A 13,974-nucleotide genomic window follows, 5' to 3' on the forward strand; every position below is an offset into this window, starting at 1 on the left:
CCCCAACACGCCAGGCGACGTCCTGGAACGGCCCCGGCGCAGGGACCCGCCGCGAGCCTGCGAGCGGTGGGGGGCACCGGAATCCTTGCTCAGGCGTCGGCCGCGACCTGCTCCATGACCTCGTCGGACACGTCGTAGTTCGCGTACACGTTCTGCACGTCGTCGAGGTCCTCGAGGGCGTCGATGAGCCGGAACACCTTGCCCGCGCCGTCGACGTCCAGCTCCACCTGGACGCTCGGCTGGAAGCCGGCCTCGGCGGAGTCGTAGTCGATGCCGGCGTCCTGCAGGGCGGTGCGCACGGGGATCAGGTCGCCGGGCTCGCAGAGCACCTCCAGCGTGTCGCCGAGGTCCCGCACCTCCTCGGCGCCGGCGTCCAGGACGGCCATGAGCACGCTGTCCTCGTCCACGCCGTCGGCGGTGGGCACGACCACGACGCCCTTGCGGGAGAAGAGGTAGGAGACCGACCCCGGGTCCGCCATCGACCCGCCGTTGCGCGTCATGGCGGTGCGGACCTCCATGGCCGAGCGGTTCTTGTTGTCGGTCAGGCACTCGATGAGGACGGCGACGCCGCCGGCGGCGTAGCCCTCGTAGGTGATGCCCTGGTAGTCGACGCCACCGGCCTCGAGGCCCGCGCCGCGCTTGACGGCGCGGTCGATGTTGTCGTTCGGGACCGAGCTCTTCTTCGCCTTCTGGATGGCGTCGAACAGCGTCGGATTGCCCGCGGGGTCACCACCGCCGGTGCGGGCCGCGACCTCGATGTTCTTGATCAGCTTGGCGAAGAGCTTGCCGCGCTTGGCATCGATGCCGGCCTTCTTGTGCTTGGTCGTCGCCCACTTGGAATGGCCGCTCATCTGTTCGGCAGTCCTCTCTCGTCCCCGGCGCCCGGGCCGGCCTTCTCGGCCAGGTGACGGCGCACGATGTCGACGAACAGCGCGTGCACCCGGCGGTCCCCGGTCAACTCCGGATGGAAGCTGGTGGCCACCACGTTCCCCTGGCGGACCGCGACGATCCTACCGTCGGCCGGACCACCGACGACCCGCCCGAGGACCTGCACCCCGGACCCGGCCTGCTCCACCCACGGTGCCCGGATGAAGACCGCGTGCAGGGGACCGCCGTCCAGACCGGCCAGGTCGACCCGCGTCTCGAAGGAGTCGACCTGCCGGCCGAAGGCGTTCCGCCGCACGGTGACGTCGAGCCCGCCGATGGTCGGCTGGTCCGGCGGCGCGTCCAGCAGCCGGTCGGCGAGCAGGATCATGCCGGCGCACGTGCCGTAGGCGGGCAGCCCCGCGCGGACCGCCTCGCGGAGCGGTCCCAGCAGGCCGAACCGGCCGGCCAGCTTGGTCATCGTCGTCGACTCCCCGCCGGGGACGACGATGCCGGAGACGTCGGCGAGCTCCTCCGGGCGGCGCAGCGGCCGGGCCTCGGCGCCCTCGGCCCGCAGCGCGGCCACGTGCTCCCGGACGTCGCCCTGCAGCGCCAGGACCCCGATGACGGGACGTGCGGATCCGGTGGACACGACGGTCCACGCTACGGCGCCCCTCAGACGGCGGGTGACGACGGGGCGAGCCCGGCCACCCGGCTCGAGGTCCAGGTGAGCAGCCACTCCAGCGGTCCGCGGCCCAGGATCCGCCGCCACAGCCACGCCCCGGCCAGCGCGGCGACGGCGAACCGCAGCCACAGGCCCGGCCCCTCCACCTGGCCGGGCACGACCTCCATGAGCACCCGGATCGCCAGGAGGTGCGCGGAGTACACGGTCAGCGCCAGCGCTCCCACCGCGGCCAGCGGCGAGACCGGCCGCGGCAGCCGCTCGGCCAGCAGCAGGCAGGTCACCACCACCAGGACGGCGAGGCCGGTGGAGCCGACCACCTCGAAGGTCGTCCCGCTGTGCGGTTCGGCGCCGGTCAGCCAGCGGACGTCGAAGGCCCCGGGGACCGTGAACCCGGTCTCCGGGCCGGCGGACGGCACGCCGTCGGCCAGCAGCCGGGTGCTCGCCCAGCCCCCGCCGTAGCCCACCACCACGGCCGCGCCGCCCGCCAGGGCCAGCCTGCGCCGGACCGCGCCGGAGGCCAGGTCCAGCCGGCCCACCGCCAGACCGACCAGGACGAAGGAGATCCAGAGCAGCGCCGGGTAGTAGCCGGTGACCAGCAGCGAGGGGACGAGCCCGTCGGCGACGTCCGCCGCCACGAGCACCTGACCGGCGACGACGAGCAGCGGCGGGACCCCGACGGCGACGAGGGCCGCAGCGAGGAGCAGCCGGCGCACCGGCCAGCGCAGGAACGGCAGCACCAGGACGAAGAGCACCCCGTACACGCCGAGGATGACCGCGACGAAGGTGTCCAGCTGCTCCAGCGCCCAGCCGATGGCGAACACCCACAGCGCACGGACGAGGATCCGCAGCCGCACGCGGGACAGCTCCGCACCGGCGGGCGGCCGGGTGCGCCCGGAGAGGAGCGCGACCGAGATGCCGGCCAGGGTGGCGAAGAGGATCGACGAGCGGCCGTCGACCAGCGCGGACCAGGTCTGCGGATCGGGCCGCAGCTCGTCGCCGAGCCGCATGTGCGCGGCGAACATGCCGAGCACGGCGAGCCCGCGCGCGACGTCCAGCCCGGTGATCCGGCGCCGGCCCTCCTCGCTCACCAGCCGCGGGTGGCGTACCGCTCGCTCTCCGGGAGCGTCGCGACGTTGATGCCCACCATCGGCTCCCCCAGCCCGCGGGAGACCTTGGCGATGACGTCCGGGTCGTCGAAGAACGTCGTCGCCTGGACGATGGCCGCCGCCCGCTGGGCGGGGTCGCCGGACTTGAAGATCCCCGAGCCGACGAACACGCCCTCGGCGCCGAGCTGCATCATCATCGCCGCGTCGGCGGGGGTGGCGATGCCACCGGCGGTGAAGAGGACGACGGGCAGCTCGCCCAGCCGGGCCACCTCGGCCACCAGGTCGTACGGCGCGCGCAGCTCCTTGGCCGCGACGAACAGCTCGGTCTCGTCCAGCGTGGCCAGCCGCTTGATCCCGGCGCGGAGGGCGCGCATGTGCCGGGTGGCCTCGACGACGTTGCCGGTGCCGGCCTCGCCCTTGGAGCGGATCATCGCCGCGCCCTCGGAGATGCGCCGCAGCGCCTCGCCGAGGTCGGTGGCGCCGCACACGAACGGCACGGTGAACGCGCTCTTGGCGATGTGGTGCGCCTCGTCGGCCGGGGTCAGCACCTCGGACTCGTCGATGTAGTCGACCCCGAGGGCCTGCAGCACCTGCGCCTCGACGAAGTGCCCGATGCGGGCCTTGGCCATGACCGGGATCGAGACCGCCCCGATGATCCCCGCGATCATGTCGGGGTCGCTCATCCGCGCGATGCCGCCCTGGGCGCGGATGTCGGCCGGCACCCGCTCCAGCGCCATGACCGCGACCGCGCCGGCGTCCTCGGCGATCTTCGCCTGCTCCGGGGTGACGACGTCCATGATCACGCCGCCCTTGAGCTGCTCGGCCATCCCGCGCTTCACCCGGTCGGTGCCGGTCGTGGTGTCCGTCTGGTCGAGGTGCTCTGCCACTGGTGTCTGCCTTTGCATGGACGCGTCGAGTTGCGCCCGACCATACGGCCGTCAGCCGCCCCGGTGCCCCGCCGGGTCGGCGTCCCTGATCACCGCGCCCAGCCGGTCGTCGATGTCGAAGTACCGGGGCAGCCGATGGGTCCGGTGCAGCCCCGTCCAGCGGGGGAACCGGCGGCCGCGCAGCTCCCGGGTGTCGCGGACGGCGTCGTTGTAGAAGCGCCGGGCCAGCGCGACCCGGGTCTGGGTGCCCGCGAGGTCGGTGCGCAGCGCGGCGGGCACGCCCGGCAGGTCCGCGGGCAGCTGGTGCAGGTCGTGGCCGAGGGCGTTCTCGGCCAGTTCCCGGTCGCCGTCGGTCCGCGAGGCGCGCGCCTGCGCGGCGCCCACGGCCAGCCGGGCGGCCAGCTCCGGGCCCAGGGCCGCCGGGTGGTTGCGGGCCAGCTCCTCGGCCAGACCGGCCCGGCGCTGCAGCTGGGCGTCCAGCACCGCCCACGCCCGGTCCACCCGCGCGGCGAGCCGCCGCAGGCGGGTGAGGGTCCAGATGGCCCAGCCGAGCAGGACCAGGAGGACTCCGGTGGCGAGCAGCGACCAGGCCTCGGGCGTCACGGTGGCGAGGCTAGCGGCGCGGCCGCCTGATGTGGGGAGGTCGCGCCGCGGTGCCTGTCGGCGGAACCGCGGGGAAGTCGTCGTCGGTACCCGCCGTCACCACACCGCCACCCGCGGGCAGCACGGTCTCGTAGACGGCGAGGATCCGGCGGGCCAGCACCTGCCAGTCGTACTGCGCGGCCGCCGCCGAGCCCCGCGCCGCGAGCTCCGCCCGGCGCCCCGGGTCGGCGAGCAGCTCGTCCAGGGCCCGGCCCAGCGCCGCGGCGTCGTTGCGGCGCACCAGCACCCCCGCGTCGCCGCCGTCGAGCACGCGCGAGAACGCGTCGAGATCGCTGGCCACGATGGGTGCGCCGGCCGCCATCGCCTCGATGAGGATCACGCCGAAGGACTCGCCGAGGAGGTTGGGCGCGCAGTACACGTCCACGGAGCGGAGGAAGGCCGCCTTGTCCGCCTCGGAGACCTCGCCCAGGAGCGTGACGTGCGGGCGCAGCTCCTCCCCCACCAGCCGCCACAGCTCGTCGGCGTCCCCCCGCCCGGCGACCAGCAGCCGCACGCCGGGGTGCCGCCGGAGCACGCCGCGCATGGCCTGGAGCAGCACCGGCAGGCCCTTGCGGGGCTCGTCGTAGCGGCCGAGGAAGCCGATGGTCGGCGGCCCGCCGGTGCCCCGCCCGAACCCCGGCAGCCCGGGGCCCTCGGCGAAGAACGGCACGTGCACCCCGTTGGGCAGGATCACCGCGTCCCCGCCGAGGTGCTCGACCTGCACCCGCCGCGCGAAGTCGGAGACGGCGATCCGGCCGCTGATCTTCTCCAGCCACGGCCGCGTCATGGGCCCGACGGCGGCCAGCCACTTGGACCGGGTGGTCGCGGCGTGGAACGTCGCCACGATGGGGCCGGTCGCGATCATGCAGACCAGCAGCGACACCGACGGCGTGGCCGGCTCGTGCACGTGGACGACGTCGAAGCGGCCCTCGCGCAGCCAGCGGCGCACCCGCGCGGCCGACACCGGCCCGAACTGCAGGCTCGCCATCGAGCCGTTGTAGGGCACCGGGACGGTCCGCCCGGCGAAGGTGAGGAACGGATCGCTGACCGACTCCTCCCGCTCGGCGGGCGTCAGCACCTCGACGTGGTGCCCCATGCCGCGCAGCGTCTCGGCCAGGTCGCGCACGTGGTACTGCACGCCCCCGGGGACGTCCCACCGGTACGGGCACACCAGGCCGATGCGCATCAGCGGATCCCCTCCCGGCCGTCCCGCGGCGGATCCGGCGGCACGTCGGGCCAGATGCGACCGAGCATGTGCCAGTCCTCGGGCCGCTCGGCGATCCCCTCGGTGAACGCGTCGGCGACGCCCTGCATCGCACCGGCCACCCGGTCCCGGAGCCGGCCGGGGCCCTGCACCGGTACCTCCGGGTAGACGTGCATCCGCCAGCCGTGCTCGCTGAACCGGCAGACGGCCGGGTGCAGCGCGGCGCCGGTCTGGTCGGCGAGGAGCGCCGGGCCGCCGGGCATCGTGGCCGGTCGCCCGAAGAAGCTGACCGGGACGCCGCCGGTGCCGAGGTTGCGGTCGACGAGCAGGCAGCTGGCCCCGCCGTCCTTCAGCCAGTCACGGAGCACCTCCGTGCTCGGCCGGGGCCCTCCGGTGAGCGGGACCACGCGCATGCCGAGGGTCTCCCGGTAGTCGAGGAACCGGCGGTAGAGCGACTCGGGCCGCAGCCGCTCGGCCACCGTCATGAACGGCCCACCCAGCCAGTCGACGAACCAGACCCCGGCGGCGTCCCAGTTCCCGCTGTGCGGCAGGGCGACCACCAGGCCGCGGCCCTGGTCGCGGGCGGCCGCCAGGTGCTCGGCGCCGACGATCACGCTGCCGTCGAGGATCCGGTCGGTGCCGAGCGCGGGCAGCCGGAAGGCCTCCTGCCAGTAGCGCGCGTAGGAGCGCATCGCCCGGACGGTCAGGTCCTGGAGCTCCGCCTCGGGCAGCCGGCCCCCGGTGGCGACGCGCAGGTTCGCCCGGAGCTGCCGCACACCGCGCCCGTCCCGCTCCGCCGTCCAGCGGCCGGCGCGGTCGAACGCCCCCCGGGCGACCGGCTCGGGCAACATCCGCACCGCGCGCCAGCCGGCCGCGTAGCCGGTGTCGGTCAGCCGCTCCGCCAGCCGGGCGCGGGCGCCGCTCACGGCGTGATCCGCCGTCCGCCGGCGGCTCGCTTCACGGCGAGCACGCGCTGACCCACCGTGATCGCGCTGCCGACCAGCAGCACCCAGAGCGCCACGTGCACGGCGTACGGGATGCCGAGGCCGGTGAAGCCGGTGCCGACCAGGACCAGGATGAGCCGCTCGGTGCGCTCGACGACCCCGACGTCGCAGGACAGGCCCACGCCCTCGGCGCGCGCCTTGATGTAGGAGGTGAGCACGCCGAGGACCAGGCAGAGCAGGGCGAGCAAGACCAGCAGCCGGTTGTCCCCGGCGCCCGCGAACCACCAGACCAGCGCGCCGAAGATGGCGGCGTCCGCGGCCCGGTCGCCCACGGAGTCCAGCACCGCGCCGAACACCGAGCCGCCGCCGCGCAGCCGGGCCAGGGCGCCGTCGAGCATGTCGAGCAGCACGAAGACCGTGACGGTGAAGGCGCCCCAGAGGAGGTGCCCGGTGGCGATCAGCCCCGCGGCCCCGGCGATCGCGCCGACGGTTCCGGTGATGGTCACCATGTCGGGGGTGACCCCCACCCGGGCCAGCCGGGTGACGATCGGGTTGACCACCTTGGCCACGACGGGCCGGGCGTTGACGCCGAGCACTCAGGCCTCCGCCGGGGTGGTGGGGTGGGCGGACGACACCGGGGTGGTGGGCTCGGGCGACGAGGGCTCGGTGGCCTGCTCGGCCCAGGCACCGGCCAGCAGTTCCCGGGTCTCCCGCAGCACCTGCGGCAGCACCCGGGTGAGGCCGATGACCGGCATGAAGTTGGTGTCGCCGCCCCAGCGCGGCACGGCGTGCTGGTGCAGGTGGTCGGCGATGCCGGCCCCGGCCACCGAGCCCTGGTTCATGCCGATGTTGAAGCCGTGCGCGCCGGTGACCGCCCGCACCACCCGCATCGCCGTCTGGGTGAAGGCCCCCAGCTCGGCCACCTCGTCGGTGGTGAGGTCGGTGTAGTCGGGCACGTGCCGGTACGGGACGACCATCAGGTGCCCGGCGTTGTACGGGTACAGGTTGAGGACGGCGAACACCGACGCGCCCCGGGCCACGATCAGCCCGTCCTCGTCGCCGAGGGTCGGGATGACGCAGAACGGGCAGTCGTGGGTGCCCGTGGGCTTGCCCTCGCCGCGGATGTAGGCCATCCGGTAGGGCGTCCACAGGTGCTCGAACACCGTCGCCGGGCCGCCGTCGTCGGAGGACACGGCGACCCGGTACGGCTCGTTCGGGCCGGTGGTCATCCGGGGACCGCCGTGTTCCCGGCCGTGGGGTCGGCGTTGCTCCGGGCGGCGACCCAGGCGGCGATCTCCCCGACGGCGTCGTCCACCGGGATGCCGTTGCGCTGGCTGCCGTCGCGGTACCGGAAGGAGACCGCGCCGGCCTCGGCGTCGGTCCCGCCCGCGATGAGCACGAACGGCACCTTCTGCTTGCTGGCGGTGCGGATCTTCTTCTGCATCCGGTCGTCGGAGTCGTCGATCTCCACCCGGATGCCGCGGGCGCGCAGCTTCAGCGCCACGTCGGTCAGGTAGGGCACCTGCTCGTCGGTGACCGGGATGCCGACCACCTGCACCGGCGCCAGCCAGGCCGGGAAGGCGCCGGCGTAGTGCTCGGTGAGGACGCCGAAGAACCGCTCGATCGAGCCGAACTTCGCCGAGTGGATCATCACCGGCTGCTGCCGGCCGCCGTCGGCGGAGGTGTACTCGAGGCCGAACCGCGCGGGCTGGTTGAAGTCGTACTGGATCGTCGACATCTGCCAGGTGCGCCCGATCGCGTCCCGGGCCTGGACGGAGATCTTCGGCCCGTAGTAGGCCGCCCCGCCGGGATCCGGCACCAGTTCCAGGCCGGTCTCCTTCGCCGCCTCCTCGAGGACGGTCGTGGCGACCGCCCACTCCGAGTCGGACCCGATGAACTTGTCGGAGTCGTCGCGCGTGGACAGCTCCAGGTAGTAGTCGTCGAGGCCGAAGTCGCGCAGCAGACCGAGCACGAAGTGCAGCAGGTGCCGGATCTCCCCCGGGGCCTGCTCGGGGGTCACGTAGCTGTGCGAGTCGTCCTGGGCGAAGCCGCGCACCCGGGTCAGGCCGTGCACCACGCCGGACTGCTCGTACCGGTAGACCGACCCGAACTCGAACAGCCGCAGCGGCAGCTCGCGGTAGGACCGCCCGCGCGACCGGAAGATCAGGTTGTGCATCGGGCAGTTCATTGCCTTGAGGTAGTACTTCGCGTTGTCCAGGTCCATGCCCGGGAACATGGTCTCCTCGTAGTACGGGAGGTGACCGGAGGTCTCGAACAACCCGCTCTTGCTGATGTGCGGGGTCCCGACGTAGTCGAAGCCCTCCTCGAGGTGCCGGCGCCGGACGTAGTCCTCCATCTCCCGCTTGATCACCCCGCCCTTGGGGTGGAAGACGGGGAGGCCGGAGCCGATCTCGTCGGGGAAGCTGAACAGGTCCAGCTCGACGCCCAGCCGGCGGTGGTCGCGGCGCTCGGCCTCGGCGAGGTGCTCCAGGTACGCCTTGTGCGCGTCCTTGCTCTCCCACGCGGTGCCGTACACCCGCTGGAGCTGCGGGTTCTTCTCGCTCCCGCGCCAGTAGGCGGCGGCGCTGCGGGTGAGGGAGAACGCCGGGATGTTCGAGGTGCGCGGCAGGTGCGGGCCGCGGCAGAGGTCGGTCCACACCCGGTCGCCGCTGCGCGCGTCGAGGTTGTCGTACATGGTCAGCTGGGCGCCGCCCACCTCGACGTCGGCTCCCTCGGCGGCCTCGCCGGCGCCGCCCTTGAGGCCGATCAGCTCGAGCTTGTACGGCTCGTGCGCGAGCTCGGCCTGCGCGTCGGCGTCACTGATCTCGCGCCGGGAGAAGTGCTGCCCCGCGCGGACGATCTCGGTCATCTTCTTCTCGAGGGCCTGCAGGTCCTCGGGGGTGAACGGCCGCTCGGGGTCGAAGTCGTAGTAGAAGCCGTTCTCGACCGGCGGGCCGATGCCCAGGCGGGTGCCCGGGAACAGGTCCTGCACCGCCTGCGCCAGCACGTGCGCGGCCGAGTGCCGGATGACCGCGCGGCCGTCCGCGCTGGCGGCCGGGACCGGGTCCACCTCGGCGTCGGCGTCCGGGGTCCAGGCCAGGTCCCTGAGGTCGCCGGTGGCGAGGTCGCGCACGACGACGGCGCCGTCGGGGCCCTTGAGGGGGACGCCGGCGTCCTTCAGCGCCTGCTGCGCCGTCGTCCCGGCCGGCACCCGGATCGGTCCGACTGCGGTTGGCGAGGGCGGGGTCGGCACAGGGGCTCCAGGGGGTCGGGTGCGGCGTCGGCGGCGGACCGGCCGGGCCGGTCACCGGCCCCGAGCCTAGTGCGCGGGCCCGGCCGGACCCGCAGCCCTTTCACCGCGGCGCGAGCGCCGGCCCGGCGGGGCGCACCGTCACCGCGTCCGCGCCCAGCTCGACGGTGAGCGGGCCGCCAGGGCGGTCCCGGCGGCGCTGCAGCGGTGCGTCACGGCCGCGGCTGGAGCAGCACGACGTCGCCGATGGCGATCTCGCCGGGCCGGCGCACCTCCGCGTAGACCCCCAGGCAGTGCTTCGGCGTCCGGGTGATCGCGAGCTCCGCCTCCCCGATGCGCACGGTGCGGCCGACCCAGCCGCGCTCGTCGTCGTCGGGCATGTCGAGCAGCACGTTGGCCCGCGGGTCGTCGGCCGAGCAGCCCTCGGGCACGTCGCCCCCGGCGGCCCGCTCGACGGCCTGGCGGGAGACCAGGTGCACGGCGGCGGCATCGGCACCGGACCCGCCGTCGACCGGCCGGACGCGGACCTCCCGGCCGAGGGCCTGGGCGACCGCCCGCTCGTCGGCGGCCGGGTCCCCGGTGGGTGCGAGAGCCGCGAGCCCGGGTGCGTGCCGGCCGCGCAGCACCTCGCCCGTGGCCGCGTCGACGACGGCGGAGGTGCGGTCCCCCTCCGGGCCGGTGGGGGCCAGCCGCACCCGGTCGCGCGCGGTCCCGCCGAGGGACTTCACCGGGTATATCCAGATCTGCGCCACGCGCCCGGCCGTCGTCACGCAACCGACCCTAGGCCGCGTCCCGGGCCCGCCGCAGGCGGCGGAGCTGGGCGTCGAGGTAGGGCCGCGCCCGCCGTTGGCCGCCGGTGCGGGCGATCGCCTGCACCAGCGCCTCCAGCGTCCGGGCCAGGCGGTCCTCGTCGGCCCGCCAGCCGCGGCGCCGGCACTCCTCCAGCCACTCCACCGGGGTGCGGTGCCCGCGGGCGCCGTTGCACCCACCGCAGGCGGCGACCTCGTTCTCCAGCCAGGAGGGCCCGCCCTTGACCCGGGGCACGACGTGCTCGGTGGTGGGGCGGACCTGGGCGGAGAACGCGCGCCCGCACCAGACGCAGGTGGCCCCGTCCCGGTCGAGGATCAGCTCCAGCCGGGCCGCTCGATCGGGCTGGGCGCTCACCCGTCCCATGGTCCCGCGTCCGCGCGCATCGCGCCGTGGGACGACGAAGGCCCGGTCCGCTGCTGCGGACCGGGCCTCTCGTACCGGTGGGCGATACTGGGTTCGAACCAGTGACCTCTTCGGTGTGAACGAAGCGCTCTACCACTGAGCCAATCGCCCGGTACGCGTCCGATTGTGCCAGACGCTCATCGCCAGAGCGGCACCCACCCCGGCATCCAGTCGGGCACGCCCATGACGTACAGGCTGACCACCAGGATGCCGTACACGAAGGCCGCGGTCGCCAGTCCGAGCACCAGCCGCACCCACACCGGCTTGGCGGTGACCCAGTCGGTCCAGCGCTTGACGTGACGCTTGGTGAACTCGAGCAGGCGCTCGGCCCAGGTGAACTCGGTGGCGAGGACGAAGAGGCCGGCGATGACGGTGAGCCACCCCGGGCCGGGCAGCGGGATGGTGAGCAGCCCGACGGCGACGACCAGCCCGCCGACGATCCCGACACCGACCCGGTAGCCGTGGTTGACGCTGCGGCGGACCGCCAGCCGCCGCCGCCAGCGCAGCACGGCCACGCGCTCGCGCAGGCTGTACACCTCGTCGGTGTCGTACCGCTCGCGCCGCTCGTCGGCCGTCTCCGGCTGCGGGTGTCCCATCGCTGCCGTCGTCCTCGTTCCGCTCAGCTGGTCACCTGCCCGGTCGCGACGACCTCCGTCGGGGCCGACGGAGCCTGGCGACCGGGCTCGATGCTGATGCCGTACTCGGGAAACGCGTCGATCCCGGTCTCCCCGGAGCCTACGGAATGGATCTCGATCTGTGACCGTGCGACGTCGAACTCGCCGAGCGCCACGGGGTCGCCCTCGCCGAGTCCCCACACCACGTACGTCGTCGACGTCCGGTCGTTGGGTTCCAGCCCGTCGGTGATGACCTGCAGCGCGTCATCCCGGACCACAACGGTCGCCACCTGCTGCTCGTCGGCGGCGAGGGGTGCGATCGCGGCCCGGCCCGGTCGCAGGAGCTCGTCCACGACCCGCTCCTGGGCGGCCACGGTCGAGCGCAGGTCCTCCTGCGAGCGATCGAGGACGACGACCCCCAGGCCGAGGCCGACCACCGCGGCGACCCCGGCGGCGACCAGGGCGCGGGGCAGGAGGCTCCGCCTCCCCGGCTGCTCCTGACGGGGGACGGGCCGGGGGCCGGTGCGCTCGGCCGGGCTCACGGGAACGGCGGCCGACGAGCCCGCGGGCGGCGTGGCGGCCGGGGGCAGCTGCTCGGTCTCCTCCACGGCGGCGCGGAGCCGGGACCGCAGCTCCGGGGACGGCTCGGCCGCGGGCAGGTCGTGTGCCATGGCGGCCATGACCTCCGACGTCTCGGCGACCGTCCGGGCGCAGCGCTCGCAGGTGGCGAGGTGCCGGCCGAAGTCGGCCTCCTCCGCCGGCTCCAGCGAGTGCAGCGCCCAGCCCACCGCGAGCTCGTCGTACTCGTGCTCTCCGTTCATGTCGCCGTCCCGTCCATCGGCGTGCTCCCGCCCAGCGCTCCCCCGGCGCCCGGACCGGACACCCCGCCCAGCTCCGACCTGAGCCGCCGCATGCCGGCCAGCATCCGCGTCTTCACCGTGCCGAGCGGTGTCCCGGTCAGCGCGGCCACCTCCCGCTGGGTGTAGCCGCCGTAGTAGGCCAGCGTGAGGGCCTCCTTCTGCGGTCCCGGCAGCTCGCCCAGGGCCGAGCGGACCTGCTCGGCGACCACGCGGGACCACGCGTCGTCCTCGACGTCGCGGGCCGCTCCGGGGGCCTCGAGCACGGCCTCGTCCTCGGCCCGCGCCTGCCGGCGCCGCTGCGACTCCTCCCGGCGGACCGCGTCGACGGCCTTGTGGTGCACCACCGCGAGCAACCAGGACGCGAAACTCCCCCGCGCGCCGTCGTAGGCGCTCGGGTCCCGCCACACCATCAGGAACACGTCCTGGAGGACGTCCTCGGCCAGCCCGTCGTCGGCCACGATGCGGCGGGCCAGCGCGAACGCGGGGCGCCGGAAGCGGTCGTACAGATCGTCGACGGCACTGCGGTCACCAGCGCGGATGCGGCGGAGGATCTCGACGTCCCCGACGCCGTCCTCCGGCCGGAGGACCGGTCGGCTCACGGCTCCCATGCTCACACGGGGCTTTCGTTCCGACACGCCCATCCGGTTTGACTCACCCGTCTGTGACGCATGATGCGGGTGTGATCCCACCCCCGGAAGCACGTCACCTCTCGTTCCCCCGGTCGTTGACCTGACATGACGAGCCGATGGATGCCCGGCCACATCTCCCCCATCACTCTTCAGCTGGTCGGCCCGCAGTCGTGGACCGAGGTCCCGGCGCTGCTCTGCTACGACCCCGCCGACCCGTTCGCGGTGCGCATCGCCTTCGGCGACGCCGGCGAGCCCGACGCGACGGCCGACGGCGACGACGGCATCTCGTGGCTGGTGAGCCGTGAACTCCTCCAGGCCGGCCTGGAGCACCCGACCGGCGACGGCGACGTCCGCGTCTGGCCGGCCCATGCGACGGCCGACCTGCTCTTCCTGCACCTGCGGGCCCCGTCCGGCGAGGCGCTCTTCGAGCTCTCCCGCGGGACCGTCGCCGCCTTCCTCCGGCACACCGAGACCCTGGTGCCGTCGGGCTCGGAGAGCGGGCTGCTGCACCTGGACCAGGAGCTCGACGCCCTGCTGTCCAACGGCGGACCGGACTCACCGGGCCGCTGACCTGGGAAGACGCCGATGCGGCGGCCCTGGGAGGGAGCGGGGGGACCCCCCCTTCAACCCCCCTCGGGACGTCCGCTAAAGTTCTTCTCGTACGCGGATGTGGCTCAGTGGTAGAGCATCACCTTGCCAAGGTGAGGGTCGCGGGTTCGAATCCCGTCATCCGCTCGGAACCTCGGGCACCGGTCGAGAGACTGGTGCCCGCGTGCGGTGGAGTGGCCGAGAGGCGAGGCAACGGCCTGCAAAGCCGTCTACACGGGTTCAAATCCCGTCTCCACCTCGTCTCCTCTGCGGAGCACGAGCGCGGAGGAGGGTCCGGTCGTGAGGCCGGGACGGGCGATTGGCGCAGCGGTAGCGCGCTTCCCTGACACGGAAGAGGTCACTGGTTCGATCCCAGTATCGCCCACCACGCGGAACCCCAGGACGCCGGACAGGCGCCTGGGGTTCTCTCGTTCCCGGGTCGGGCGACCCGGCTGCGACGACCGGGCTCCCGCCGGCGCCGTCGCACGA

Annotated in this window: 16 protein-coding genes and 4 tRNA genes; 4 read left to right on the top strand and 16 right to left on the bottom strand. The window is 74.1% G+C overall.

All coding sequences use genetic code 11. From position 1 onward, the window contains the following. Positions 1–89 precede the first annotated feature (89 nt). From O2W17_RS00225 to O2W17_RS00300, 16 genes are all read right to left on the bottom strand, one after another. Positions 90–851: a YebC/PmpR family DNA-binding transcriptional regulator gene (locus tag O2W17_RS00225; RefSeq protein WP_269190381.1), complete on the bottom strand. Its 762-nt coding sequence runs from the start codon at positions 849–851 to the stop codon at positions 90–92. Further along, positions 848–1,516: a pyridoxal 5'-phosphate synthase glutaminase subunit PdxT gene (gene pdxT, locus O2W17_RS00230; protein ID WP_269190382.1), complete on the bottom strand. Its 669-nt coding sequence runs from the start codon at positions 1,514–1,516 to the stop codon at positions 848–850. The genes O2W17_RS00225 and pdxT overlap by 4 nt, the downstream gene beginning before the upstream one ends. A gap of 23 nt (positions 1,517–1,539) precedes the next feature. After that, on the bottom strand, positions 1,540–2,637 hold the full coding sequence (locus O2W17_RS00235; RefSeq protein ID WP_269190383.1) for a heparan-alpha-glucosaminide N-acetyltransferase domain-containing protein: 1,098 nt from the start codon (positions 2,635–2,637) through the stop codon (positions 1,540–1,542). Further along, positions 2,634–3,542, bottom strand: coding sequence for a pyridoxal 5'-phosphate synthase lyase subunit PdxS (gene pdxS, locus O2W17_RS00240; protein WP_269190384.1), 909 nt, complete (start codon positions 3,540–3,542; stop codon positions 2,634–2,636). Before pdxS ends, O2W17_RS00235 begins: the two co-directional genes overlap by 4 nt. A gap of 51 nt (positions 3,543–3,593) precedes the next feature. Next, on the bottom strand, positions 3,594–4,145 hold the full coding sequence (locus tag O2W17_RS00245) for a LemA family protein (RefSeq protein ID WP_269190385.1): 552 nt from the start codon (positions 4,143–4,145) through the stop codon (positions 3,594–3,596). A 10-nt stretch (positions 4,146–4,155) separates the two neighbouring features. Further along, the gene (locus tag O2W17_RS00250) at positions 4,156–5,370 is read right to left on the bottom strand and encodes a glycosyltransferase family 4 protein (protein WP_269190386.1); all 1,215 of its coding nucleotides are present in this window, start codon (positions 5,368–5,370) and stop codon (positions 4,156–4,158) included. Continuing rightward, entirely contained in the window at positions 5,370–6,314 is a 945-nt protein-coding gene (locus O2W17_RS00255) for a phosphatidylinositol mannoside acyltransferase (protein WP_269190387.1), read from the bottom strand. The genes O2W17_RS00250 and O2W17_RS00255 overlap by 1 nt, the downstream gene beginning before the upstream one ends. Continuing rightward, positions 6,311–6,928: a phosphatidylinositol phosphate synthase gene (gene pgsA / locus O2W17_RS00260; protein ID WP_269190388.1), complete on the bottom strand. Its 618-nt coding sequence runs from the start codon at positions 6,926–6,928 to the stop codon at positions 6,311–6,313. Before pgsA ends, O2W17_RS00255 begins: the two co-directional genes overlap by 4 nt. Then, positions 6,929–7,561: an HIT family protein gene (locus O2W17_RS00265; protein ID WP_269190389.1), complete on the bottom strand. Its 633-nt coding sequence runs from the start codon at positions 7,559–7,561 to the stop codon at positions 6,929–6,931. Further along, on the bottom strand, positions 7,558–9,543 hold the full coding sequence (gene thrS / locus O2W17_RS00270) for a threonine--tRNA ligase (RefSeq protein ID WP_269190390.1): 1,986 nt from the start codon (positions 9,541–9,543) through the stop codon (positions 7,558–7,560). Before thrS ends, O2W17_RS00265 begins: the two co-directional genes overlap by 4 nt. Before the next feature lie 251 nt (positions 9,544–9,794). Continuing rightward, positions 9,795–10,352, bottom strand: coding sequence for an MOSC N-terminal beta barrel domain-containing protein (locus O2W17_RS00275; protein WP_269190391.1), 558 nt, complete (start codon positions 10,350–10,352; stop codon positions 9,795–9,797). A 10-nt stretch (positions 10,353–10,362) separates the two neighbouring features. After that, the gene (locus O2W17_RS00280) at positions 10,363–10,746 is read right to left on the bottom strand and encodes an HNH endonuclease (protein WP_269190392.1); all 384 of its coding nucleotides are present in this window, start codon (positions 10,744–10,746) and stop codon (positions 10,363–10,365) included. Between the two features lie 87 nt (positions 10,747–10,833). Beyond that, positions 10,834–10,905, bottom strand: a tRNA-Val gene (locus O2W17_RS00285). Positions 10,906–10,931: 26 nt separating this feature from the next. Further along, positions 10,932–11,390, bottom strand: coding sequence for a PGPGW domain-containing protein (locus tag O2W17_RS00290; protein WP_269190393.1), 459 nt, complete (start codon positions 11,388–11,390; stop codon positions 10,932–10,934). A 23-nt stretch (positions 11,391–11,413) separates the two neighbouring features. Next, positions 11,414–12,229, bottom strand: a complete 816-nt coding sequence (locus O2W17_RS00295) for an anti-sigma factor domain-containing protein (protein WP_269190394.1) — start codon at positions 12,227–12,229, stop codon at positions 11,414–11,416. Beyond that, positions 12,226–12,876 carry a sigma-70 family RNA polymerase sigma factor gene (locus O2W17_RS00300; protein ID WP_269190395.1) on the bottom strand — a complete coding sequence of 217 codons (651 nt, stop codon included), beginning with the start codon at positions 12,874–12,876 and terminating at the stop codon, positions 12,226–12,228. The genes O2W17_RS00295 and O2W17_RS00300 overlap by 4 nt, the downstream gene beginning before the upstream one ends. A gap of 126 nt (positions 12,877–13,002) precedes the next feature. On the opposite strand from O2W17_RS00300, the gene O2W17_RS00305 reads away from it, so the two are divergent. The 4 genes from O2W17_RS00305 (at position 13,003) to O2W17_RS00320 (ending at position 13,873) form a co-directional block, all read left to right on the top strand. Further along, positions 13,003–13,467, top strand: a complete 465-nt coding sequence (locus tag O2W17_RS00305; RefSeq protein WP_269190396.1) for an SsgA family sporulation/cell division regulator — start codon at positions 13,003–13,005, stop codon at positions 13,465–13,467. A 93-nt stretch (positions 13,468–13,560) separates the two neighbouring features. After that, positions 13,561–13,632: transfer RNA gene (locus O2W17_RS00310), tRNA-Gly, on the top strand. A gap of 41 nt (positions 13,633–13,673) precedes the next feature. Further along, positions 13,674–13,744: transfer RNA gene (locus tag O2W17_RS00315), tRNA-Cys, on the top strand. Positions 13,745–13,798: 54 nt separating this feature from the next. Continuing rightward, positions 13,799–13,873, top strand: a tRNA-Val gene (locus tag O2W17_RS00320). The last annotated feature ends 101 nt before the right edge of the window (positions 13,874–13,974 follow it).

It is taken from the genome of Blastococcus sp. VKM Ac-2987, from assembly GCF_026967805.1.
In the GTDB taxonomy this organism is placed as follows: Bacteria; Actinomycetota; Actinomycetes; order Mycobacteriales; family Geodermatophilaceae; genus Blastococcus.